Annotated in this window: 21 protein-coding genes; 9 read left to right on the plus strand and 12 right to left on the minus strand. The window is 65.6% G+C overall.

Annotation, left to right across the window (positions count from 1 at the left end):
• Window positions 1–71 precede the first annotated feature (71 nt).
• Window positions 72–1,277, plus strand: coding sequence for a CaiB/BaiF CoA transferase family protein (locus ASG57_RS16965; protein WP_024342228.1), 1,206 nt, complete (start codon window positions 72–74; stop codon window positions 1,275–1,277).
• Window positions 1,278–1,292: 15 nt separating this feature from the next.
• On the opposite strand, the gene ASG57_RS16970 is transcribed toward ASG57_RS16965, so the two are convergent.
• Window positions 1,293–1,841: a TetR/AcrR family transcriptional regulator gene (locus tag ASG57_RS16970; RefSeq protein WP_035698704.1), complete on the minus strand. Its 549-nt coding sequence runs from the start codon at window positions 1,839–1,841 to the stop codon at window positions 1,293–1,295.
• Window positions 1,842–1,991: 150 nt separating this feature from the next.
• On the opposite strand from ASG57_RS16970, the gene ASG57_RS16975 reads away from it, so the two are divergent.
• A complete protein-coding gene (locus ASG57_RS16975) occupies window positions 1,992–2,639 on the plus strand; it encodes a glutathione S-transferase family protein (RefSeq protein WP_024342226.1) in 648 nt (215 codons plus the stop codon).
• A gap of 9 nt (window positions 2,640–2,648) precedes the next feature.
• On the opposite strand, the gene ASG57_RS38730 is transcribed toward ASG57_RS16975, so the two are convergent.
• From ASG57_RS38730 to ASG57_RS17000, 6 genes are all read right to left on the minus strand, one after another.
• On the minus strand, window positions 2,649–2,810 hold the full coding sequence (locus tag ASG57_RS38730; RefSeq protein WP_196232428.1) for a hypothetical protein: 162 nt from the start codon (window positions 2,808–2,810) through the stop codon (window positions 2,649–2,651).
• 23 nt (window positions 2,811–2,833) lie between these two features.
• Window positions 2,834–4,384 carry a hypothetical protein gene (locus ASG57_RS16980; protein ID WP_024342225.1) on the minus strand — a complete coding sequence of 517 codons (1,551 nt, stop codon included), beginning with the start codon at window positions 4,382–4,384 and terminating at the stop codon, window positions 2,834–2,836.
• A gap of 93 nt (window positions 4,385–4,477) precedes the next feature.
• Window positions 4,478–5,464, minus strand: a complete 987-nt coding sequence (locus ASG57_RS16985; RefSeq protein ID WP_024342224.1) for a hypothetical protein — start codon at window positions 5,462–5,464, stop codon at window positions 4,478–4,480.
• 310 nt (window positions 5,465–5,774) lie between these two features.
• On the minus strand, window positions 5,775–6,272 hold the full coding sequence (locus ASG57_RS16990; protein WP_057196857.1) for a TPM domain-containing protein: 498 nt from the start codon (window positions 6,270–6,272) through the stop codon (window positions 5,775–5,777).
• Window positions 6,273–6,277: 5 nt separating this feature from the next.
• Window positions 6,278–7,195 carry a TPM domain-containing protein gene (locus tag ASG57_RS16995; RefSeq protein WP_024342222.1) on the minus strand — a complete coding sequence of 306 codons (918 nt, stop codon included), beginning with the start codon at window positions 7,193–7,195 and terminating at the stop codon, window positions 6,278–6,280.
• A gap of 132 nt (window positions 7,196–7,327) precedes the next feature.
• Window positions 7,328–7,936 (minus strand): LemA family protein, encoded by a 609-nt coding sequence (locus ASG57_RS17000; protein ID WP_024342221.1) that lies wholly within the window; start codon window positions 7,934–7,936, stop codon window positions 7,328–7,330.
• 260 nt (window positions 7,937–8,196) lie between these two features.
• Here ASG57_RS17000 and ASG57_RS17005 point away from each other — a divergent pair, with 260 nt between their 5' ends.
• Genes ASG57_RS17005 through ASG57_RS17015 form a run of 3 tightly spaced genes read left to right on the plus strand, consistent with a single transcriptional unit; the run spans window position 8,197 to window position 11,416 of the window.
• Window positions 8,197–9,051 (plus strand): enoyl-CoA hydratase, encoded by an 855-nt coding sequence (locus tag ASG57_RS17005; protein ID WP_024342220.1) that lies wholly within the window; start codon window positions 8,197–8,199, stop codon window positions 9,049–9,051.
• A gap of 4 nt (window positions 9,052–9,055) precedes the next feature.
• Window positions 9,056–10,204 (plus strand): acyl-CoA dehydrogenase family protein, encoded by a 1,149-nt coding sequence (locus tag ASG57_RS17010; protein WP_024342219.1) that lies wholly within the window; start codon window positions 9,056–9,058, stop codon window positions 10,202–10,204.
• A 15-nt stretch (window positions 10,205–10,219) separates the two neighbouring features.
• Window positions 10,220–11,416 (plus strand): acyl-CoA dehydrogenase family protein, encoded by a 1,197-nt coding sequence (locus ASG57_RS17015; RefSeq protein ID WP_024342218.1) that lies wholly within the window; start codon window positions 10,220–10,222, stop codon window positions 11,414–11,416.
• A gap of 88 nt (window positions 11,417–11,504) precedes the next feature.
• Here ASG57_RS17015 and ASG57_RS17020 read toward each other — a convergent pair whose 3' ends face one another.
• From ASG57_RS17020 to ASG57_RS17030, 3 genes are all read right to left on the minus strand, one after another.
• Complete coding sequence (locus ASG57_RS17020) at window positions 11,505–13,829, minus strand: xanthine dehydrogenase family protein molybdopterin-binding subunit (RefSeq protein WP_024342217.1); 2,325 nt, start codon at window positions 13,827–13,829, stop codon at window positions 11,505–11,507.
• Between the two features lie 124 nt (window positions 13,830–13,953).
• The gene (locus ASG57_RS17025) at window positions 13,954–15,060 is read right to left on the minus strand and encodes a S1C family serine protease (RefSeq protein WP_024342216.1); all 1,107 of its coding nucleotides are present in this window, start codon (window positions 15,058–15,060) and stop codon (window positions 13,954–13,956) included.
• A 166-nt stretch (window positions 15,061–15,226) separates the two neighbouring features.
• Window positions 15,227–16,102: a dihydrodipicolinate synthase family protein gene (locus ASG57_RS17030; protein ID WP_024342215.1), complete on the minus strand. Its 876-nt coding sequence runs from the start codon at window positions 16,100–16,102 to the stop codon at window positions 15,227–15,229.
• Window positions 16,103–16,280: 178 nt separating this feature from the next.
• Between ASG57_RS17030 and ASG57_RS17035 the strand changes: the two genes are divergently transcribed.
• The gene (locus tag ASG57_RS17035) at window positions 16,281–17,441 is read left to right on the plus strand and encodes a GGDEF domain-containing protein (RefSeq protein WP_024342214.1); all 1,161 of its coding nucleotides are present in this window, start codon (window positions 16,281–16,283) and stop codon (window positions 17,439–17,441) included.
• Here the strand turns inward: ASG57_RS17035 and ASG57_RS17040 are convergent.
• A complete protein-coding gene (locus tag ASG57_RS17040) occupies window positions 17,431–18,396 on the minus strand; it encodes a VOC family protein (RefSeq protein WP_024342213.1) in 966 nt (321 codons plus the stop codon). The two genes, ASG57_RS17035 and ASG57_RS17040, sit on opposite strands and share 11 nt — an antisense overlap.
• Before the next feature lie 192 nt (window positions 18,397–18,588).
• Here ASG57_RS17040 and ASG57_RS17045 point away from each other — a divergent pair, with 192 nt between their 5' ends.
• Entirely contained in the window at window positions 18,589–19,455 is an 867-nt protein-coding gene (locus ASG57_RS17045; protein WP_024342212.1) for a S1C family serine protease, read from the plus strand.
• A complete protein-coding gene (locus tag ASG57_RS17050) occupies window positions 19,452–19,823 on the plus strand; it encodes a response regulator transcription factor (RefSeq protein WP_024342211.1) in 372 nt (123 codons plus the stop codon). Before ASG57_RS17045 ends, ASG57_RS17050 begins: the two co-directional genes overlap by 4 nt.
• Before the next feature lie 175 nt (window positions 19,824–19,998).
• Here the strand turns inward: ASG57_RS17050 and ASG57_RS17055 are convergent, their stop codons facing one another.
• Window positions 19,999–22,335, minus strand: a complete 2,337-nt coding sequence (locus ASG57_RS17055; RefSeq protein ID WP_057196858.1) for a Tex family protein — start codon at window positions 22,333–22,335, stop codon at window positions 19,999–20,001.
• A 581-nt stretch (window positions 22,336–22,916) separates the two neighbouring features.
• Here ASG57_RS17055 and ASG57_RS17060 point away from each other — a divergent pair.
• Window positions 22,917–24,386, plus strand: coding sequence for an amidase (locus ASG57_RS17060; RefSeq protein ID WP_024342209.1), 1,470 nt, complete (start codon window positions 22,917–22,919; stop codon window positions 24,384–24,386).
• Window positions 24,387–24,415 lie beyond the last annotated feature (29 nt).

Below are 24,415 nucleotides of genomic sequence, written 5' to 3' on the forward strand. Positions count from 1 at the left end.
AATGCTTCCATCACTCACCCGCGCCTATTCCAGCGCGCGGGAAACGACAAGAGCGAGGGAGCAACGCCGCGATGGACAAGGGCATTTTTGCGGGGCTGAAGGTTCTGGACTGCGCGAGCTTCATAGCAGCGCCGGCGGCCGCGACCGTGCTGTCGGATTTCGGTGCCGACGTCATCAAGATCGAGCCGCCCGGCGCCGGCGACCCCTACCGCAACCTGCCGAACCTGCCCGGCTATCCCACCGGCGAGCATAATTTCGCCTGGCTGCTGGAGGCCCGCAACAAGAAGAGCATCGCGCTCGATCTATCCAAGCCTGAAGCGCAGGCCGTGCTGTACAAGCTGGTGGAAGAGGCCGACGTCTTCATCACCAACATGCCGCCGCCCGTGCGCGCCAAGCTCGGCATCACCTATGACCACCTCGCCCATCTCAACGACCGGCTGATCTACGCCTCCTTCACCGGCTATGGCGAAAAGGGCGAGGAAGCCAACAAGCCCGGCTTCGACAGCAACGCCTATTGGGCGCGCTCCGGCCTGATGGACCTCGTCCGTGCCGACACCGACACGACGCCGGCGCGCTCGGTCGCCGGCATGGGCGACCACCCCTGCGCCATGGCGTTCTACGGCGCCATCGTCACCGCGCTCTATCAGCGCGAGAAGACCGGCAAGGGCTCGCATGTCGCCTCCAATCTGATGGCGAACGGGGTGTGGGCGGCGAGCGTGCTGGCGCAGGCAAAGCTGTGCGGCGCCAAGTTCGGCGAGCGGCGCCCGCGCGAACGCGCGCTGAACGCGGTCGCCAATCACTACCAGTGCAAGGACGGCCGCTGGCTGATCCTGTCGCTGCTGAACGAGGAGAAGCAGTTTCCGACGCTGGCCAAATGCCTGGGGCGCGAGGATCTGATCAATGATCCCCGTTTCGTCACCAAGGCCGACCGTCACGCCCGCTCGGTCGAGCTGATCAAGATCCTGGACGAAACCTTCGCTACGAAAGATCTCGCCGAATGGCGAAAAATCCTCGATGGTAGTGGCCTGGTGTTCGGGGTCGTCGCCATTCTGGACGACATCCCCAACGACAAGCAGATGCTCGACAACGAGGTGCTGGTGCCGTTCGAGAATGACACCATGCTCACCATCAACAGCCCGATCTGGATCGATGGCGCGAAGAAGGTGCAGCCGCGCAAGCCGCCCGCTGTCGGCGAGCACAGTGACGAGATCTTGCGCGCTGCGGGATACGACGAGGCGGCGATCAGGCAGCTTCGGTCGAACGGAGCGGTGGGATAGGCCGGCGCGCGGGCGTTACTTCCGCGCGATCAAGCCGCCCACCAGCTCCAACAGCTCCGCCTTCGCCTCACGGCGGAAGCCGGCCCTGGGCGTGGCGAGTTGACGAAACAGCAAGCCGATCAACGCCGAGACGAACAACTCGGCGTGAGGGCGTGGGTTTGGCGACTTCGCGGCCTTCAGCGCAAGCTCCGCACTCTGCCGCCACGTGTCAAACCACTCGGCGACCACGGGCCGATAGCAGGGTTGCCTCGCGGCAGCCAGGAAAGCCTCATAGCAGGCGATATGCGTCTCGGCTTCTGTGCCGAGTTCCCGGACATAGAAGTCGACCAGCGCATCGATCCAGGCCTCGACCTCGAATGCCTTATCCTGAAGGCCGAGGGCCAACGCACGCAGCCGGCCGACCTCGCGCGCCAGAGCGAACTGCAGCGCCGCCTCTACCAGCGCATCACGGGGTCCGAAATGATGCGTGACCGCACCGAGTGAAACCCCGGCTTCGGCCGCGACCGCCCGGTGGGTCACGCCGTCCAGCCCATGTCGCCCGATGATGCGCAGCGTCGCCTGCATCAGGGACCGCTCGCGCTCGCCCGACTCCGTCTTTGAATCCCTGCTCATCCGGTCCAGCATCCAGCTCTTGACCAACGACAGAACAAATGTTCTGTTATGCGGATCATATGTAATATCGTCGTCCAGGCCGCCGAAGGCAAGGAGCGTTCAATGCCCAGCTACCGCCTCCACTATTTCCCCGAGTCAGGCAACAGCTACAAGCTGGCGCTGATGCTGACGATGTGCGGCGAGACATTCGAGCCGCTGTGGACTGATTTTGCCGGCGGCGTCACGCGTAGTGCGGAATGGCGCAAAGCCGTGAACGAGATGGGCGAGATCCCGGTGCTCGAGGTCGACGGGGTGAAGATGACCCAGACCGCGCCTCTTCTGCTCAAGCTCGCCGAACAGTACGGGCGTTTCGGCGCCGAGACGGAGAACGAGAAGTTCGAGCTGCTGCGGTGGCTGTTCTGGGACAACCACAAGCTCACCGGCTACATGGCGACCTACCGCTTCATGCGCGCGTTCACCGAGAAGAACGACCCGCAGGTGCTGAAACATTTCCGCCGGCGGCTGGAGGATTTCCTCGGCATTCTCGACGGCCATCTCCAGCACAATGCTTTCGCGATCGGACCACGGCCGACAATCGCCGACATCTCGATGATGGCCTATCTGCACTATCCGAGCGACGAGCACGGCTTCGATTTCGCGGTGAGCCATCCGGCCATCCATGCCTGGCTCGGCCGCATGGCGGCGCTGTCCGGCTGGAAGCCGGCCTATGAGCTGCTGCCGGGAAAGCGGATGACGAATTACGCGAGGTGAAGTGCACCGCTAGCGCAATGCGAGCCAGCCCAGCGCAAACAAGATCCCGCATACGATGGCGGCCATCGCGATCGCCCAGATGCTGACGCGCGCGCTGCCGATGACCTGCTTGGCTTCCTCATTGCGCGCGATCTTGCGATTACGCTCCTTATTGGCCTCGCTGGTATTCATGGATCATCCAAATCGCTTGAGGTTTAGCGCGTCTTGATGAAGCACATGCCGATACGGCCGGAGGCCGAGGCAGCCTGACAGGTGAGACCTTTAGCACAGCTCCACGACGTAAAACTCTTGTCCGGCGCTCCCGGTCCCTGATTTTGGAGGGAACAATGCGCGCCCCAGCCGTCCTGATATTGGGTGCCGGCAAGCTCGCGGCTGCCGCGGGTCTGTGGCCTACTGGCGAATCCGCGTGAAAAATCAGGGCGTTTCCCTGCGGCAAAGGCGGCCAGGATGTCGCGCCGGCGGAGCTGGTCGCCGAAGAAATGCGGCGAGGCCGGGACGATCGTGGAATGCGACGGCTTGTCGGCGAGCCAGTCGACGCCCGGGAAATGGAAGCCGCCGATGCCGCGGGTCTGGTGGCAGCCGGCGCAGGTGACGTCATTGAGGCGGCGCTGGAAGCCTGCGACCGAGCGGACGTTCTGCATGTCGACGCCGCGTGCCGCCACCTGCTTCAGTGCGCTGACCACGTCATTGTCGGTAAAGACGGGATCGCCTTTAGCTTCCCGGTTTCCTTCCCCCTGCATCATTCCGAACTCCGGCTGCAACGCTGAGGCATCGAGGCCGGCGGGGGTCGGCACCACCGCGCCCTTGGCCAGGAACTTCTCCGGGATCATCACCGTGCCGCGATCGAATTCGCGCAGATGATCGGGCGCGAGCAGCCAATCCTTGAACTCACGCCGGAGCGCATCGTCGGCAAGAATGCGGTCGCGGTCGATCTGGTTCTCCAGCGTCGATTCCCAGAACGTCTTCGTGGCGCCGTCGTACTTGAACACCTTGAGCAGATAGTCGGAGCGGAAATCGTGCAGGGCCGATTTCGGCGCGACCGAGATCTGGATGTTGGTCTCGATGCGGTCGAGCATGGCGTCGTAAGGCGGGGCGCGACTGCCGATCAAGCCTTGCCAGTCGCCATTGTCGAGCCAGCGCCGCGCGAGCTCGGCGCAGGTGATTGGTTTGCCGCTCGCATCGGTCTGGCGCGGATCGCGTGCCTTCATCGCGAGGTTCAACGTCATCGGCAGGCGCGTTGTGGTCTTGCCGCCTTCCGGGCTGCTGTCGAAACGCGCCAGACGATAGATCAGCCGGATCTCGCCGCAGGACTCCTCCGAGACAAAAGCGCGGTCCATGCGATTGACGATGCCGGCCAGCACAAACCGCGTGTCGCGGGATTTCAGGCTGGCCCGATCGAACAGCTGGACGTCAAAGCCTTCGCCGGCACCGATGGTCTCGCCCGGATAAGTCGCCTTGTACCAGGCGATGTAGCGGTCAAATTCCGCATCGATCGCGGGCGGAATGTCTCTCAGCTGCGGCAGCGACGCGAACATCAGCTCGGTCGAGAGCGGGACGTCCGAATTCCGTTCCGGCGACAAGAGGCGCGAGATCGTCAACGTGTCGCCCTGATCCAGCTGACGCAGCAGAGCGGGGTCGGTGATCGCGGTGCCGCGCGTCAATTGCGGGGTCTCGGCCGCTGGAAGCGAAACGCCACCGCCCAGCAATGCGGCAGCAGCAACGAGAATTCGCAATATCCGGCTCATGCCTGAGCTAACACCGCCCGGAAACGCCTGATCAAGCAAAAAGGCGCTTCACACCCTGGTGAAGCGCCTTTCGAAAAGTCGTGTCTGGGCCGCTCAGCGACCGACGATCAGGCCCCTGCTGGTAACGACCACCCAGCGGCCGTCCTGACGGCGGATCGCATCGACGCGGCCGACGCCGGGGATGGGGTCGCCGGGATAGACCTCGTAGAGGCCGTCGCGACCTTCGATCAGCGCACCGCCATTGCCGGCGTTGCGCAGCCTCCAGCCTTCGATCGTCGGCAACCGGCCGACCTCGGTCTTGGGCGCGGCAGCTACCGGAGCCGGAGCAGCTGCGGCGGTCGCAACCTGGGTCGGCGCGATCGAGCCGGTGGTCTCCCTGGCGGGCGCGGCGGCCGCGGCCTGGGCAGGCGCGGCGCGGAGCTTGTCCAGGGTCTCCGACAATTTTGCGATCTTGGCCAGCGGCTCGGCCTGCGCCTTCTCGAGCTTGTCGAGGCGATCGTTGGTCCGGTTGAACTGGCTGAGGCCGGTCTTCGAGCCGTGCTCGACATTGGCCTTCAGTGCGGCGAGGTCGGCATCGATCCGCGCCACGGACGCATCCAACGCGCTTGTGTCGGCGACCTGCACCGGAGCCTGGGCCGGCGCGGCGAAACGCATCATGCCCGCGGTCGCGAGCGCACCGCTGATCGCGCCGACGCCGGCGGCAATAGCCACCACCGCGGCCATCGCCGACAGGCGGCGTTTGCTGCCGGTTTCGCGCGGCTCGTCCGCCTTCACATGCGGGGCGAACTCCTCGCGCTCCCAGCCGCGGTCGGAAGGCGACATGACGATGAGCTTGCCTAGCTTCGGCTCGGGCTTGGCTTCAGCCTTGGACTCGGTTCGGGCCTCCGCCTTTGCGTCGAACTTCGACACCTCGAGCCGAGGCGGCTCCACCTTCGGGGCTTCCGCCTTGACCGGATCCGGCTTCGGCGGCGCCTCGTGATCAGGGGCGATCGAGGGGGCGTCAATGCCGGGGGCAGCCGCGACGGCCTGCGGTGCTGCGGCGTCGACAACACCGGTTTCCCGGGCATCCTGCTCGGACAGTGGTTCGCTCACGGCTCAAATACTCCAGTCTCGGTTGACTTTTTGGTAACTTTCATTGCTTGCGAAATCCTTACCTCGGGACCCGCTAACCGAAATTTTAGGAAGTTATCCGGGGCCGAATTGAGCCGGGAAAATGGAACCGGTGTGGCGGGCGTGAAACAATTCGTAACCGGACGAAGATGAATGGCGACGAAATGGGCCGTCGCCCTTTCCATTCGCTACGCGCGCGCGTGACGGCGAGAGGACGCGTCAATCGCCCGCAGCTCCTGCATCGTCATTGCCGATGCGGCTTCATCCACATCACTGTCCGTCACATCACCACCGGCGCATCCGGCAGTTCGTTCGCATGCGGACCGTGCGGAGGGAAATGCCGCGCCAGCTCGCGCGACACCGCCTCGATGCCGGCGATCACGCCGCGCTCGAAACGGCCCGATCTGAACTCGGCCTCCATCGCGCGGCAGATGGTCTCCCAGCCTGCGGCGCCGACCTTCGAGTCGATGCCGCGATCGGCGACGATCTCGACGTCTCGATCGGCGAGCAGGAGATAGATCAGCACGCCGTTGTTGTGCGCGGTATCCCAGATGCGCAAGTGCGCGAACACGTCGAGCGCGCGCTCGCGCGCCGGCTGGTTGCGGAACAGTGGCGCGCCGTCGAGCGCGCCTTCGACCACGAAGCGGACCTGGCCGGAATGGGTGGCTTCGCCGCGCTTGATCGCCTGCTCGATGCGATCGAGCACGGCTGGCGGAAAGATCTGCTTGGCTCGCCAATGATGCTGCACGAGATGCCGGGCGATACGCTTGATGCTCATGACCGCTACCAGTTCCCCGAGGCGCCGCCGCCGCCGAAGCTGCCTCCGCCGCCGCTGAAGCCGCCGCTGCCCGACGATCCGCTGCTCCAGCCGCCCGAGGAGCCGCTCGACCACCCACCGCCGCGCGAGCGGCCGGTGCCCGGCGGTATCGCCGAAAACAGATCCGCGACAAATCCGATGATGAAGCCGAGGACGCCCACGGCCATGGCGAGCGCGGCGGAGCCGAGAATCAGCCAGGTCACCGCCGCGATGATGCCCCCGGTCACCAACGATCCGAGCAGCCGTCCCAAGACCGCACGAAAGAATCCGCCGACGCCGATGGAGGCAAACAGCGCCGCGGCAAATACCGGCGCGAGGTCCTCCAGATTGTGGGCGAAGTTCGCGCTGCGCGAAGGAGACGGCAGCGGCTCGCCATCTATCACCCGCATCATGCGGTCGACGCCTGCGCCGATGCCCGCGGCGAAGTCGCCGCTCCTGAACTTGGGCGTGATATCTTCGTCGATGATGCGCCGTGAGGTCACGTCGGTCAGCGCGCCTTCGAGGCCATAGCCGACCTCGATGCGCAAGCGCCGGTCGTTCTTGGCGACCACAAGGATCGCGCCGTCGTCGACCTTCTTGCGCCCGATCTTCCAGGCCTCGGCCACGCGGATCGAGAACTGCTCGATCGTCTCCGGCTGGGTGGTCGGCACGATCAGCACGGCGATCTGGGTGCCCTTGCGATTCTCGAAATCTTGCAGCTTTTGCGACAGCGCGGCGATGTCGGCGCTGGAAAGCGTGCCGGTCTGATCGACGACGCGGCCGGTGAGTTGGGGGACGGCAACGTCGGCGGAGGCCGAGAAAGCGAGGCCGAGCGTGAGGAGCAGCACAAGGGCGAGCACGCACGAGGCGGCCACCGAATATGCCCGCCACACACCCGCTGTCATCGCCCGCGAAGGCAGCCGATGCAGTATTCCAGAGGCAGCAGTGCTTGAACGGAGAGGCTGCGGCGTACTGGCTTCCCTACTTTCGCGGGGAATGACGGCGAAGTGTGGGGCGCGCATGGGAGCCGAACGCGCTTACTTCGACGGCGCTGGTGCAGGGTTGAAGTCCACCTTCGGCGCGGTCGAGATTGCCTTCTCGTTCTCGACCGAAAAGTTCGGCTTCTCCTTGTAGCCGAACATCATTGCGGTGAGGTTGCTCGGGAACGAGCGGATGGTGACATTATAGTCCTGCACCGACTTGATGTAGCGGTTACGCGCCACAGTGATCCGGTTCTCGGTCCCCTCGAGCTGCGACATCAGGTCCTTGAACAAGGCATCCGACTTCAGCTGCGGATAGTTCTCGGTGACGACCAGCAGCCGCGACAGGGCGCTGGAGAGTTCGCCCTGGGCGGCCTGGAATTTCTGGAACGCGGCGGGATCGTTCAACACCTCGGGCGTCGCCTGGATGCTGCCGACCTTGGCCCGGGCATTGGTGACGCCGAGCAGCACGTCCTTCTCCTGCTGGGCAAAACCCTTCACCGAATTGACGAGGTTGGGCACGAGATCGGCGCGGCGCTGATATTGGTTCACGACCTCGGACCAGGCGGCCTTGATCTGCTCGTCCTCGCTCTGGATCGCATTGTAGCCGCAATTGGTCAGGCTCAGCGAGGCCAGCGCCGCCAGCACGGTCAGGATCTTGCGCATCAAATTTCTCCCGGTGGAATCTCTCGCAAACTATCAGATTGCGCGCGCAAGACGCCAGCTTGCCGATGTCATTCCAAAGCGAACTATGGTGCGCATTTGCGCACCTGAGAATCTCGAGATTTCGGGTCTGGTCCTCGGACCATCCGGGAATGGCTGCGCCGATGACCACACGCCAGCCGGCTGACGCAAGCCTCTTGCCTATCGCGGGCCGACATAGTCAACTCCGACAAAACAAAAGCGGAAACGCCAGGGGGAACGCAATGAGTTCGTTCGAGACCATCCTCGTGGAACGGCCGGACCCGGCGATCGCACGGATCGTGATGAACCGGCCCGAGGCGCGCAATGCGCAGAACCTGCAAATGACCTACGACCTCAACGCCGCCTTCGACGCGGCGGTGCAGGACGATGCGGTCAAGGTGATCATCCTCGCCGGAGCCGGTCCGCACTTTTCGTCGGGCCATGACCTGCGTGCGGGCGGCAAGAACGAAGCAGGCACCGATTTTCCGCCGGTAGGAAATTGGGGCGGCTTTGCCGAACCCAATGCGCACGGCCGCTTTGCGCGCGAGCAGGAGATATATCTCCAGATCACGCGACGCTGGCGCAACCTTGCCAAGCCGACCATTGCCGAGGTCCACGGCAAGTGCATCGCCGGCGGACTGATGCTGGCCTGGGCCTGCGACCTCATCGTCGCCAGCGACGATGCGCAGTTCTGCGATCCCGTCGTCACCATGGGCGTCTGCGGCGTCGAATGGTTCGTGCATCCCTGGGAACTCGGTCCGCGCAAGGCCAAGGAGTTCCTGTTCACGGCCGACAGCTGGAGCGCGCAGGAGGCTCACCAGCTCGGCATGGTCAATCAAGTCGTGCCGCGCGCCGAGCTGTCCTCGCGCGTGCTCGAGCTGGCGCGCCGGATCGCGACAAAACCGTCCTTCGCACTGAAGCTGACCAAGGAAGCCGTCAACCGCTCGGTCGACGTGATGGGCCAGCCCGCCGCGATCGATCAGGCCTTTGCTCTGCATCAGCTCTGCCACGCCCACAATCTCCAGGAATTCGGCATGATCGTCGATCCTTCCGGCCTGCATCCCTCCGTGCGCAAGCCGCCGGCGGCCGCGGAGTAGCGATATGGACCTCAATCTCAGCGACGAACAAAAGCTGCTGCGAGAAAGCGCGGAACGCTTCGTGGCCGAGAGCTACGATGCCGCTCACCGCCGCAAGATGGCGAACGACCCGCTCGGCTTCAGTCCTGCCGTCTGGAAGCAGTTCGCCGAGCTCGGCTGGCTGGCGCTGCCGTTGCCCGAAGAGTTTGGCGGGCTCGGCGGCGGCGCGGTCGATGTCGGCATCCTGATGGAAGCCTTCGGCCGCGGCCTGGTATCCGAGCCCTATGTCGCAACGGTCGTGCTGGGAGCCGCGCTGATCGACAGATGCGGCACCACGGAGCAGAAGCAGGCGAGCCTGCCCAAGGTTGCGGACGGGTCGCTGAAGCTCGCCCTTGCCCATTCCGAGCGCGCAGCCCGGTTCGATCTTGCCAAGGTCGCGACCAGTGCCAACAAGACGGCGCAGGGCTGGCGCCTCGCCGGCAGCAAGATCGCCGTGCTTGATGGCCACGCCGCCGACGAGATCATCGTCTCCGCACTGATGCACGACCATCACGGCCCTTCGGGGCGAATCGGCCTGTTCGCCGTCCCGGCAACGGCGCCGGGCCTTGCGATCTCCGACTATGCGCGCCTCGGCGGGGGGCGCGCCTGCAATATCGAGCTGTCTGACGTCAATCTGCCCCAGGACGCCTTGCTTGGAGACGGCAGCGACTCGCTGCCCGCGATCGAATGGGCGGTCGACCGCGCTATGGCCGCGCTCGGCGCGGAGGCCGTCGGCATCATGCAGACGTTGCTCGACACGACGCTCGAATACACCAAGATCCGCAAGCAGTTCGGCCGGACGCTGTCCGCCAACCAGGTGATCCGCCACCGTCTGGCCGACATGGCGATGCAGGTCGATGAATCCCGCTCGATGGCGCTGCGGGCTGCGTTGAAGGCCGACAGCCCGCCGGTCGAGCGCGCGCGGGCCGCCTCGGGGGCGAAGGCGAAGATCGGCAGATGCGCGCGCTTCGTCGGCGAACAGTCGATCCAGCTGCATGGCGGCATGGGCGTCACCGAGGAACTCGAGGTCGGCGCCTATTTCAAGCGGCTCGTCGCCTTCGACACGCTGTTCGGCGGCAGCGCGCATCATTATGGCCGCCACGCCGAGCTGAGCCGCCGGGCCGCCTCGGCCTGACAGGAGGAGCGCATCATGGATCTGTCGTTCAATGCCGAAGAGCGTGCCTTCCAGGACGAGGTGCGCAACTTCATTGCGAAGAACCTCACCGACGAGATGAAGCGCGCGACCGCGCTGACGCCGTCGGTGTTCTCCGATCCCGACGTCGGCATGGCCTGGCAGCGCGCGCTGCACAAGCAGGGCTGGGGCGCACCGGGCTGGCCGGTGGAACATGGCGGACCCGACTGGACGCCGGCGCAGCGCTGGATCTTCGAGACGGAATGTGCACGCGCGGGCGTACCCAACGTCAACGTGATGGGCGTGAAGATGGTCGGGCCCGTCATCATCGGCTTCGGCAGCCCTGAACAGAAGAACTTCTACCTGCCGCGGATTCTCTCCGGCGAGGACTATTGGTGCCAGGGCTATTCCGAGCCGGGCTCCGGCTCCGATCTCTCTTCGTTGAAGACGCGCGCGGTGCGCGATGGTGATGATTACATCATCAACGGCACCAAGATCTGGACCACGCACGCCCATCACGCCAACCGCATGTTCGCGCTGGTGCGCACCAGCGACGGGCCGCGGCAGCAGGATGGCATCAGCTTCATCCTGATCGACATGAAGACGCCGGGCATCACCACCCGCCCGATCCTGACCATCGGCGGCGACCACGAGGTCAATCAGGTGTTCTTCGACGACGTGCGCGTGCCGGTCGCCAACCGCGTCGGCGAGGAAGGCAAGGGGTGGACCTACGGCAAATATTTGCTCGAGTTCGAACGCGGCGCCGGCATCGCCTCGGCCAAGCTGCGCGAGGGGCTGAGGGCGATCGCGGATCTCGCCGAGTCGGACCTCACGGGCCGGGCCATCGATAGCCCCGATATCGCAACACGTATCTCCGAGGTCGAAGTCGATATCGACGCGCTGGAGATGACCGAGCTTAGGGTGCTTTCGGCGCTCCAGACCGGACAAAATCCGGGCGCGGTGTCGTCGATCCTGAAATTGCGCAACAGCGAGATCCGCCAGGCCGTGACGCGGCTGGGCGCCGACGTGATTGGCCATGACGCCCTCGCCGTCGAACCGATGCGCCCGCTCTACAAGCTCAATCACGAGCCGGCGACGCCTGAGGAGATGCTGACCGTGATGCCGGAATATCTCAACGGCCGCGCCTACACGATCTTCGGCGGCACGTCGGAGATCCAGCGCGACATCATTGCGAAGATGATGCTGGGGATTTAGCCGGGCTGGCGCTCCACCCTCCGCCGTCGTCCCGGATAAGCGGAGCGCCGATCCGGGACGACGGCGGAGATCGGAACGACGAGGAGAGTTAACCCGCCGCCTTTGCGTCCCGGATCGCCTGCCAGACCTTCTGCGGCGTCAGGGGCGTGTTGAGCTGGGTGATGCCGAGCTCGGCGAGCGCGTCCATCACACCGTTGGTGACGCAAGGCGGGCCGCCGATGGCGCCGGATTCGCCGCAGCCTTTGGCGCCGAGTGGATTGGTGCGGCATGGTGCGGAATCATCCAGCGTCACCACGATCGGCGGGATGTCGTCGGCGCGCGGGATACAGTAATCCTGGTAGCTCGCGGTGAGGAGCTGGCCGTCGGCATCGTAAGACACGCCCTCATACAGGGCCTGGCCGATGCCCTGCGCCACGCCGCCGTGGATCTGGCCGGTGACCAGCATCGGATTCACGGCGACGCCGACATCGTCGACGGTGGTGTAGCGAACGACGCGGGAGACACCGGTCTCGGGATCGATCTCGACCTCGCAGATGTGCGTGCCGTTCGGCCAGCTCGGACCGTCGACCTCGCCTTCGGAATCGACACTGAGCTTTGCGCCGCTTTCCTTCTCGGCGAGATCGAACAGGCTGATGCGGCGGTCGGTGCCGACCACGGTGAGCATGCCGCCCTGATATTCGATGTCCTCGACCGAGGTCTCGAGCACGTTCGCCGCCTTCTCGCGCGCCTTCTGGACCAAGTCGTTCGAGGAGACCGCGACGGCCGTGCCGCCGACGAACAGCGAACGCGAGCCGACGCTGCCGAAGCCCATGGCCAAATCGGTGTCGCCCTGGACGACGTCGATCTTATCCATGGGGATGCCGAGTGTATCGGAGATCATCTGGGTGTAGGTGGTCTGCAGGCCCTGCCCCATTGCCATGGTGCCGGAATGCAGCACGACGCGCCCTTGCGAGGTCGCGTGCAGGCTGACCTTCTCGGTGTGCGCGCGGCCGCCGGTCCACTCGATATAGGAAGTCAGGCCGCGACCGTAGAGCAGGCCCTTCTTTTTCGCCGCCTTCTTGCGCGCGGCAAAGCCGTCCCAGTCGGCGAGCTTCACGGCGCGGTCGAGCATGTGGGCGAAGGCGCCGGAATCGTAGACCTGGCCGGCGGCATTGGTGTAGGGCAGCTGTGCCGGCTTGATGTAATTGGCCTTGCGGATCGCACGCGGGTCCATGCCGATCTTTCGCGCGGCAGCGTCGAACAGGCGCTCCACGATGAACACCGCCTCGGGGCGGCCGGCGCCGCGATAGGCACCGACCGGCGCGGTATGGGTCATCACCGACTTGACCTCGAAATGCACCAGCGGCAGATCGTAGACGCCGGTCTGCACGAAGGGCCCGAGCACGAGCGGGATGATGTTGGCCGCTCCGGAAGAATAGGCGCCGGTGCATCCGATCGACTTGACGCGATAGGCCAGCACCTTGCCTTTTTCATCCAGCGCGAAGGACGCGGTCGAGGTGAGATCGCGGCCGTGGGTGCCGCCGACGAACTCGTCGGTGCGGTCGCCGCGCCAGCGGATCTTCTTGTTCAGCTTGGTCGCGGCATAGGCGACGATGCCGTCCTCGGGATAAAGGTTGGTCTTCTGGCCGAAGCCGCCGCCGATGTCTCCGACGAGCACGCGTACGCTGTCCTTCGGGCGTTTGAGCACGGCTTCCGCCAGCACGTCCCGGGTCGAGGCCGGCGTCTGGGACTGCACGTGCAGGAGGAGGCGTCCGGTCTTCTTGTCGATCTCTGCGATCGTCGAGCGCGGCTCCATCGCGGAGGGAACGAGGCGCTGGCTGACGATGTCGAGCTCGACCGTGTGCGCCGCCTTGGCGAAGGCCTCGTCGACCTTGGCGGCATCGCCATAGCTCATGGCGCCGACGATGTTGTCGGGCGCCTCCGGCCACACCACGGGCGCGCCGGGCTTGACCGCTTCGACGGGATCGACCACCGCGGGCTGCACGTCGTACTCGACCACGATCGCCTCGGCCGCGCTCTGCGCCTCCACGCGCGACGACGCCACCACGGCGGCCACAGCCTCGCCAGCATAGCGCACGACCTCATGGGCGAGCAGCCGGCGCGGCGGCACCGTCATCGGCTTGCCGTCCGGGCGCTTGAAGATGTTCAGCGTCGGGATGGTACCGATGTCGTCCTTGACCAGGTCGGCCCCGGTGTAGATTGCGGTGACGCCGGGCATCGATGCCGCGGCGCTGGTGTCGATCGAGACGATCTTCGCGTGGGCGTGCGGCGAGCGCAGCACGTGCAACCACAGCGCGCCGTCCTCCGGCTTGTCGTCGATGAATTGCCCCTTCCCGGTGAGCAGCCGCTGATCTTCCAAACGCTTGACGGGCTGCCCCGCCCCGAAACGCAAATTGCCGGGAAGAATGTTCATTCCGTTCTGTCCTCGAAATCCGGAAAACGACCGCGGCGGTTTTAGCCGATTTTACGGGCCAGACAACCGAGCCGCGGCACATCTGCACTGCGTGCCACGCCCCTAGGCCACGCAGATCGCCCCGTCAGGAACGCTCGATGTCGATGATGCCCACATTCACGTCGCGGGTGTCGGAGCCCCGCTTGAGGGTGAGGCGGACGGTCTTCCCGGCCCCGGCCTGCTCCAGCGCATCGGTCAGATCGGCGAGGCGCCGCACCGGCTTGCCTTCGACGGCGGTAATGACGTCTCCGACCGCTCCAGTCGAAAAGTTGACGCCGCGAATGCCCGCCCGCTCGGCAGGACTTCCGGGGGCCGTCCGCACCACGATCACCCCCTCGACACCAAGCCGGGTCGAAACATCCTCGCCGGCGGCCACGATGCCGATGCCGGGAGTCGGCACCCGGCCGTTGCGGATCAGTTCGGGGACAATCCGGTTCACGACGTCAACCGGGACCGCGAACCCGATGCCGGCGTTCGAACCGGAGGGCGAGATGATCGCGGTGGTCACGCCGATCAGCCGGCCGGCAGAATCCAGCAATGGCCCGCCAGAATTGCCCGGATTGATCGCAGCATCGGTCTGGATGACGTTGGCGATCTCCCGACCGCCATGGGTCGGAAGCCTGCGCTTGAGCGCACTGATGATGCCGCTGGTCATCGACTGATCCAGCCCAAAGGGATTGCCGATCGCGAAGGCCGACTGCCCAACCTTCAGGTCGTTCGAACTGCCGAGTGCAATCGGAGCCGGAAGCTGGCGGACGCTGCGGATCCGCAGCACCGCGAGATCGTAGTTGGGCGCCCTGCCGACCAGGTCGACCTCGGCCACCTCTCCCGACGCGAAGCGCACCGCAATCTCGTTGCTATTGGCCACGACGTGGTTGTTCGTCACGAGGTGCCCGTCCCGGTCCCAGACGAACCCCGTGCCGGAAGCGCCGGCGCCGCTCTGCCCTTCCTCGCCCATGAGAGGATTGGCCGCCGACCGGACCGCAACCTGGACGACCGAGGGCGACACGCGCTCGAAGATATCGATGGTAGCCTTTTCGCCATCGGATAGCGGCCCGCGTTGCTCGACGGCGCGCGCGGTTGGAGCCGCCCATGGGACATACGAGATCGGGACATGCAGGATCTTCGAGCTCGTGACGGCGAGCAGCAGGGCGGCGAAGACTGCCGCGGCGATCGCATAGCGACGATTCATTAGGGATCACCGTCTCTTGTGCTGAATACGACGCTTGAGGCACATGCATGGGGCGATAGAACTCGCTCACGCAGCAACGTCGTAGACGAACGGAAGTTTCTCACTCAGGTAAGGGCCATTTTGCGTCCGACAGGGGTGCCGGGGCAAATTGCCGCGTGCCAACCAGCTAGGCCAGCTCGCGCAACGCCGCCTCCACGATCTTGCGTGCGTCGGCCGTCAGCGGTACCTGCGGCGGGACGGGATCGCCGACGTCGTAGCCCTGGACCGAAAGGCCGGCCTTGATGCAGGCGGCCAGATTGAAACGCGCGAAGGCTTCGTTGATGCGCCACAGACCGCGCTGCAATGCCATGGCCTCGTCCCAGCGGCCAGCCTTGCAGAGCTCGTAGAGCGCAACGCTCTGACGCGGGATGATGCAGGCGGGCCCCGCCATCCAGCCGCGGCCGCCGATCAGCATCACTGCGGCGGGAATATGAGCCGAGGCCGAAAACACGCGCAAAGAATCGCCGCAGCGGTTCATGATCGAGAGCAGCCGGCCGGTGTTGGTCGAGGCGTCCTTGATATAGCCGATGCGCGGATGCTCGGCGAGCCGCGCGATGACGTCGAGCGTCAGGTCGGAGCGCTGGAATTGCGGGTTGGTGTAGATGACGACGGGGATGTCCACGGCATCCGCAATGGCGCGGAAATAGGACTCGACCTGGGCATCGGGAAGCGGAAAATACGCTTCCAGGATCGCCAGGATGCCGTCGGCACCGAGCGTCTGGTAGGCCTTGGCTTGCGCGACCGCGTCTGCCGTCGAGGTGGAGGCAACGCCTGCGATCACCGGCACGCGGCCCTGCGCGGCCTCGATCGTGGTCTGCACGATTGCGGTGCGTTGCGCGGCATTGAGATAGGCAAACTCGCCGGTCGAACCAAGCGGCGTCAGGCCGTGAACGCCGGCGCCGACCAGATCGTCGCAGAGCCTGCCGAGGACTTCGGTACGCACCGTGCCGTCGGCATCGAGAGGCGAAACGAGGTAGGGGAAGACACCGCGAAAATCGGACATGGCAGGCAATATTCCCACGCATCGAGGCGCGCACGGCGCCATTAGCCGCTGCTAACACGCCGAAAATCCGCCAGCAAGCATTCCGCGTTGACCACTTCTTAAGGACGTTGCACATCGAGCCGTCGTGCCGCGCCTCGCATCCAACCCCTTGTTAGGAAGATGCAGTGATGGTGCCGGCATGCCGCTGACAATGCTGTCCAGGTTCCTGCATCCCGATCCGCGCATCAGGCGCGAGCTCGTCGACCTCCTGTACACGTCGTTGCCGCAGGTGTTCGCGATCGGCGTGACTTCGGTGACGGGGGCCGTGGCGTTGGCCGTCATGAGCGGGGACACCGGCTACGCCGTGATCTCGATCTTCATATTCATCACGGCCACAGCCCGCATCATCTCGCTGTTCCGCTACAAGTCGCGCGCCGCGCAATTCACCGATGCCGACGTGATCCGCTGGGAGCGGCTTTACGGTGCGGGCGCATCTGCCTTCGGCCTCTCGCTCGGCATGCTGTCGTATCGGGCGCTCCAGCTCGACGACGCGCCCGGCGCCTGGATCGCGTTCGGGCTCTCGATGTCCTTCTGCGTCGGTATGGTCTCGCGAGCTGCGATCCGTCCCTGGATCATCCTCACCACCGCGGCGGTCCTGCTGACGCCGACCATCTTGGCCGGCCTGCTCCGCCCCGAGCTCGCCTACAAGCTCGGCGCAGTCATGCTGGTGTTCTTCTGGCTGACCTTGCGGGAGGCCTCAAAGCATCTCAGCGCCGCCTTCGTCGAACGACTGGAGGCCAAGCATCGTTTGGCCCGGCAGGCGACCCACGACTTCCTCACCGGCCTGCCGAACCGCGCCGCGTTTCTCCAGGCGTTGGCGGAGACACAGGGCGACTTCGCCATCATCGCCATCGATCTCGACGGCTTCAAACCGGTCAACGACCGTCATGGTCATCACGCCGGCGACGATCTGCTCCGCCAGGTGGCGGAGCGATTGTCGTCGTGCGTCGGAGAAGGCGGCCTCGCGGCACGGTTCGGCGGAGACGAGTTCATGATGCTGAAGCCCGTTGCCGCAGGGGCTGGCGGCCGCGACGAAGCGCTCGCACTGGCGCGCCAAGCCATCCGCGACCTATCGATGCCGTTCCTGCTGACAGATATTCCAGTCCGCATCGGCGCAAGCGCCGGCATCCTGGTCAGCACCGGGACGGCGGCCGCAGGCAAAACCTCTCAGCTTCTGGAGCAGGTCGATCGTGCCCTTTACACGGCCAAGCGCGCCGGCGGCGGACGATGGAATTGGTCCGAAGAGGAAACCGCCTCAAACGTGCGGCAAGCTGAAACGGCCGCACTTGTCACGTCCTGAGCAACCGGACCCGCGTGCCCCAGGGATCGACCGCCTCAAAGCCATCCGCGAGCCCCGTGACCTGCGCACCACTCTGGCGCAACCGCTCTTCCTGCGCGGCGAGCAGTTCCTGCCTTGCCATCACCAGCGAGAACCAGGCGAGGCCCGTCGCCTGATGGTCGCGCCGGCCGGCACCCTGGCTCTGCCAGACGTTCAGGCCCAGATGATGGTGATAGCGGCCCGACGACAGGAATGCGGCGCCGGCGCGGCTGCGGGTCGGATCGAGCCCGATCACACCATGATAGAATCTCTGGGCCTCGGCGAGATCGCCGACGCGCAGATGCATGTGGCCGATGCGCAGACCGTCCGGCGCCTTGGCATAGTCGGGCACCCGCGTGTTGGTCAGCGACAGCAAATCGGGGATGTCGAGCTCGTCCGTCGCCATCTTCACGCTGCCCTCGCTCCACTGCCATAGGGAGGGATCGCGATCGGCATAGATCTCGATGCCGTTGCCTTCGGGGTCGTCGAGATAGACGGATTCGGAGACGAGATGATCGGCAAAGCCCGTCAGCGGCACGCGGTGCGTGGCGGCCGCGACCAGCCAGCGAGCGAGGTCCTTGCGTGTCGGCATCAGGAAGGCAGTGTGGTAGAGGCCGGCGGCATTGCGAGGCTCGATTGCAGCACTGGGGCGGGCCTCCAGCACCAGCAGCGTGATGCCAGCCGTTCCGAGCTTCGCGGCGGTGCCCGAGCGCTCCATGACGCTGAGACCGATCACGTCGCGGTAGTAGTCTGTGACCTCGTCGAGATTCTTCACCCGTAGCGTCACCATGCCGATCCGCATCGGCGTGCGACTGGCATAGGTCGGCCCGCCGCCTTGCCGATCACCCTCGGCGCGCGCCGCAGCTGCGGCTGCCATCGCAAGCGAGGTCGCGCCGGCAAGCTGCAACAGGGTGCGGCGGGTGAGGTCGACGGTCATCGTCAGGGCTCGCTGAAAAGGTTGAAGCGGTGCGGCGCAATGTCGGGCGATTGCTACACGTTGCCGTGAGCGGCTCCCAATCACATGTTCGTCGGCCGCGTCCTGCGCAGGCGCTGCCTGCGTCCTGGCCACCCGGCCAGTTTCGCAAACGATCGCGGCACCCCAGATTGAGAACAGCTACAGGAGCCTGCCATGACCGACCCAACCGCTCTGACTTCGCTGTCGTCCGCGCTCGCGGATATTGTGGGGCGCACCGCGCCGTCCGTCGTCTCCGTGCACTCCCATCGCTCCTACGCCACCGGCTTCGCCTGGAAGCCCGGCCTCATCGTTACGGCCGACGAGACGCTGGCCGACGAGGGGGAGGTGGGGATCGGCCTTGCCGACGGCGGCCGAGCGACCGCCACGATTGCCGGCCGCGACCATACGACCGATATCGCGCTGCTGCGCGTCGATGCCGCCACCGCGCCGGTCAGGCTGACGGCGACTGTGCCGCCGCTGGGCGCCCTGTCGGTTGTGGTGGCCACCAATCGCGACACGCCGAGCGCCGCGCTCGGGATGGTCTCGGCGTCTGGCAAGAGCTGGCGCTCCCTGCGCGGCGGCGACATCGATGCGCGGATCGAGCTCGACGTGCGCCTGCGCGAGAGCCAGCAGGGCGGGCTCGCGCTCGATGCAACGGGTGAAGCCTACGGCATGGTCGTGCTCGGGCCGCGTCGGGTTCTGGTGATCCCGACCGCGACGATTGAGCGGGTCGCAACGCAGCTCGAAACCCGGGGTCGCATCGCGCGGGGTTATCTCGGCCTTGGGCTCCAGCCGGTGCGGCTCGAGGACGGCATCGGCGCCATGGTGATGAATGTCGACACGGCCGGACCTTCGGCTGCGGCCGGCATCCGCCAGGGTGACGTGATCGTGGCGGTCAACGACCAGAAGCTCTCCGGCGTGCGCGCGCTAGCCGGCACGCTTGGACCTTCAAGCGTCGGCGCCGTGGTCGATGTCGCCGCGCTCCGCGGCGGCGAGCCGGTCGGCTTCAAGGTCACGGTCGGCGAGAGGCCGGAGGCGTGAGCGAGGACACGTCGCCTGAGATCGTGCTGTCCCTGGAGATAGACGATCCAGCTTTGGCCGACCGCCTGGCCGCCCTGCTCGGTAATATCGCCGGACTTCGCCTCGCCGCGCCGGGCGAGCAGGCGGCCGCGGCGATCGTCGGCCGCGACCCTCGCATCATGCCTGAGGACATCGCGCTGACGCAGCGCGAGCTCGACGTGCTGGCGCTGATGGCGGAAGGAGCCTCCAACAAGATGATCGCCCGCCAGCTCGGCATCTCCGTGCACACGGTGAAATTCCACGTCGCCTCGCTGCTCGACAAGCTCGATGCCACCGGCCGCACCGATGCGGTCACGCACGCGGCGCGCCGCGGCGTGATCGAGCTGTAAGCGAAGCTCCTCTCTCCCGTCATTGCAAGGAGCTCTTGCGACATAGCAATCCAGAGTCTTTCGGGCGAAGCATTCTGGATATGCATCGCTGCGCTCGCATGACGATGTGGAGAGAGCTCTCCATAGGCCCAACAGTCACCTCTCCCCGCGAGAGCGGACAGAGAGATGGGGGAGCTCACGCCCGCTTGCCGCCGCTCTTCTCGGCCGCGCGGCGCAGCGCCTCTGCAAGGGCGCCGCCGCCGGCCGGCTCCTGCTTGCGGGGTGGCGAGGAGGTCATGCGGGCGGGATTGCGTGAATTGTTGTCGCGCTGCATGCCGGGTGCCTCCTTCTTGGCACCGACCTCGTCGTCGAGCCGCAGCGTGAGCGAGATGCGCTTGCGCGCGACCTCGAAGTCCAGCACCTTCACCCTGACGATGTCGCCGGGCTTCACCACCTCGCGCGGATCCTTGATGTAGTTCTTGGACATCGCCGAGATGTGCACGAGGCCGTCCTGATGCACGCCGATGTCGACGAAGGCGCCGAACGCGGCGACGTTGGTCACGGTACCCTCGAGGATCATGCCCTTCTTGAGATCCTTGATCTCCTCGACGCCTTCCTTGAACACCGCGGCCTTGAACGCCGGGCGCGGGTCGCGACCGGGCTTTTCGAGCTCGCGCAGGATGTCGGTGACGGTCGGCAGACCAAAAGTCTCGTCGACGAAATCCTTCGGCTTCAAGGTGCGCACGATCTCGCTGTTGCCGATCAGAGCCTTGATGTCGCTCTTGGTCGCCGCCAGTATCCGGCGCACCACCGGATAGGCCTCCGGATGCACCCCGGAGGCGTCGAGCGGATCCTCGCCACCCAGGATACGCAAAAAGCCCGCGCACTGCTCGAACGCCTTTGGCCCGAGCCGCGGCACGTCCTTGAGCGCCTTGCGCGACTTGAACGGACCGTTGGCGTCGCGGTGCGCCACGATGCTCTGCGCAAGACCCGCGCCGACGCCCGACACGCGCGCCAGCAGCGGTGCCGAGGCGGTGTTGACGTCGACGCCGACCGCGTTCACGCAGTCTTCGACTACGGCGTCGAGCGATTTTGCGAGCTTGGCCTGGCCGAGATCGTGCTGGTACTGGCCGACGCCGATCGCCTTGGGCTCGATCTTGACGAGCTCGGCGAGCGGATCCTGGAGACGACGCGCGATCGACACCGCGCCGCGCAGGGTGACATCGAGTCCCGGCAGCTCTTCCGAGGCGAAGGCCGAGGCCGAATAGACCGACGCACCGGCTTCCGACACCACGATCTTGTTCATCTTCAGCTCGGGGAGACCCTTGACCAGCTCGGTCGCGAGCTTATCGGTCTCGCGCGAAGCCGTGCCATTGCCGATCGCGATCAGCTCGACGCGATGCTTCAGCGCGAGCCTGCCGAGCGTCGCCAGCGACTCGTTCCACTGCCTCTGCGGCTCGTGCGGATAGATCGCAGTGGTGTCGACCACCTTGCCGGTGGCGTCCACGACCGCGACCTTCACACCGGTGCGGTAGCCGGGATCGAGCCCCATGGTGACACGGGTGCCCGCCGGCGCCGCCAGCAGCAGGTCGCGCAGATTGGAGGCGAACACCCGCACGGCCTCGGTCTCGGCCGAATTCCACAACCGCATGCGCAGGTCGATGTTGAGATGCACCTGGATCTTGGTACGCCAGGCCCAGCGCACGGTGTCGATCAGCCAGCGGTCGCCGGGCCGCTTGAGATCGGCGATGCCGAACCTCTTCATGATCTTCAGCTCATAAGCGCTTGGCACGCCCGGCGGCGGCGCCTCGGCCTCGGCCTGAATTTGCAGATCGAGGATTTCCTCCTTCTCGCCGCGGAACATGGCGAGGATGCGATGCGAGGGCAGCTTGGTCAGCGGCTCGGAGAAATCGAAATAGTCGGCGAACTTCTCGCCTTCGGTCTTCTTGCCGTCGCGTACCTTGGAGGCCATACGCGCGTTGGTCCACATCTCCTCGCGAAGGGCGCCGATCAGGTCGGCGTCCTCGTCGAAGCGCTCGACCAGAATGGCGCGGGCGCCGTCCAGCGCGGCGGCCGCATCCGCAACGCCCTTCTCGGCATTGACGAAGCCTTCGGCCACGACCTTGGGATCGTTCGCGGGTTCCGCCAGCAGCTGATTGGCGAGCGGCTCGAGGCCGGCCTCCTTGGCGATCTCCGCCTTGGTGCGGCGCTTCGGCTTGAACGGCAGATAAATATCTTCGAGGCGGGCCTTGCTGTCGGCGGCCATGATCGTCGCTTCGAGGGCGGCATCGAGCTTGCCCTGCTCGCGAACCGATTCGAGGATGGCCTTGCGGCGGTCCTCAAGCTCGCGCAGGTACACCAAGCGCTCCTCCAGGGTACGCAATTGCGCGTCGTCGAGCGCACCGGTGGCTTCCTTGCGGTACCTGGCGATGAAGGGAACGGTGGCACCGCCGTCGAGCAGCGTCACTGCCGCCTCGACCTGTTCGGCGCGAACCCCAAGCTCCTGCGCAATTTTCTGGTTGATGCTGGCCACGCGAGATTCCCTCTATCAAAGCACGCTGCGCAGGGCGAACCACCGGCCGCGGGACGCCGCTTATGGACCAACCGGGGTTGATTCATCAAGGTGCGGCGGAGGGCCGTCGACAGAGGATTTTTTGCTGGATCGATGCGATCTGGCCACAATCGTGCGATGCGAACGCGAGCGCGCTAGGCGCTTGTGGCCGGGTCGCATCGGACCGAACGGCTCTTCGTATCGCCGGGAGCGCTGCACCGCGCCCCGGGATATGCGCGCGGTTTGTGGTCCCCACTATCGCCACGTTGTCATTGCCAGCGCTTGCGACGAAGCAATCCAGGATCCCTCCTCGAAGAGACTCTGGATCGCTTTGCTTCGCTCGCAGTGGGGAACAGGAGGCGGTCTCCACGCGGCCTGCGGACAAGGTCAAAGGCCAGGCAGCCCTCAGTTGCGGCGATCCCACGACTAATGGATGCGACGCCCTTGATCCTTCCGCCCTGCGACCCCTCCGTCCCGCGCAACCCTGCCCCCCGCGCCGGCTCGGTTGATTCACGCGGTCCCTTGCGAAAAAGGTTTCGCTGCACCTGAGGAGTATGGACGTCATGACTTTGCCGATGAGCTGGAATGAATGGGCGCAGCACGATGGCATCGCGCTGGCGGGGCGCGTCCGCAAGGGCGAGCTGACGGCGAAGGAATTGGCGCGGCAGGCCGCTGCCGGGGTCGCCAAGGTCGACCCCGCGCTGTCGGGCGTGGTCGAGCTGTTCGAGGACGTGATCGCGGACCCGGCCAAGGATGGCGCCAACCTCGCCGGCCCCTTCGCCGGCCTGCCCTTCCTGATGAAGGATCTGGGGCCGACCATGAAGGGACGGCTGCAGGAAATGGGCTCGCTGCTGATGCGCGGCAACCGTGCGAGCGCAGACACGTTCCTGACCGGCAAATTCCGCCAAGCCGGGCTCAATCTCATCGGACGGACGACGACGCCGGAATTCGGCGTGTGCAGCTCCGCGGACAATCCCGCCGTTTACGTCACACGCAATCCCTGGAACACCGACTACACCACGTGCGGCTCGTCCGCCGGCAGCGCGGCGATGGTCGCCGCCGGTGTGGTGCCGATCGCGCATGCCACCGATGGGGGCGGCTCGATTCGTATTCCCGCCGGCGTCAACGGCAATATCGGACTGAAGGTCTCGCGCGGCGTGTTCTCGCTCGCGCCGCACATGTCGGATCTCACCGGCCTCGTCTCGATCCAGGGCTGCCAGTCGCGCTCGGTGCGCGACACGGCGGCCTTCCTCGACCATGCCCGCGGGCCGGCCCCCGGCGAGTTCATGCCCTTCTGGAACACGGCGCAGCCCTATTCCGAGATGATCAAGCGCGACCCGGCCAAGCTTCGCATCGCGCTCTCGCACACCTGGGGCGATTACACCGCGACGCCCGAGATCGCCGCCGAGTTGGAGAAGGCGGGCCGCTTCCTCGAAGGCCTCGGCCATCACGTCGACTACGCCCTGCCCGAGATCGACTTCCGCGCCGCGTTCGCGGCGCAGACCACCTGCTACATTTCGAACTTCGCAGTCGTGATCTCCAACATGCTCGCTGCGCGCGGGTTGGAAAAACCGCCGGAAGATCTGATCGAACCCATGAATATTCGCATCTGGGAAGCTGGCCGGCACACCAGCTTCGCGGAGCGGGCGAAGATGCAGGCCGTGTTCAACACGACCTCGCGCGGCTTCGGCACCTTCTTCGAGCAGTGGGACGTGATTCTGACGCCGATCACCGCGCTGCCGACGCCGAAGGTCGGTACCAGGGAATACCTCACCATCTCCGACAATCCCGACGTGCTCGACTGGTTCGGCAATCTCTGGCGCAATTTCGCCTTTACGCCGCTCGCCAATCTCTGCGGCATACCGGCGATCTCGATGCCGATGGCATCTCAGAACCACGGCCTGCCGCTCGGCATCCAGGCCATTGCCAAGCAGGCCAATGACGGCCTCTTGCTGCAACTCGCCGCCCAGATCGAACGCGCGCTCGACGGCAAGTGGAACGGCGGCAAGAAGCCGAAGGTGCATGTAGCCTGAGAACCTGCGATTGCGCTGACAGGCAATCG

It is taken from the genome of Bradyrhizobium sp. Leaf396 (genome assembly GCF_001424605.1).
Taxonomy (GTDB): Bacteria; Pseudomonadota; Alphaproteobacteria; order Rhizobiales; family Xanthobacteraceae; genus Bradyrhizobium; species Bradyrhizobium japonicum_C.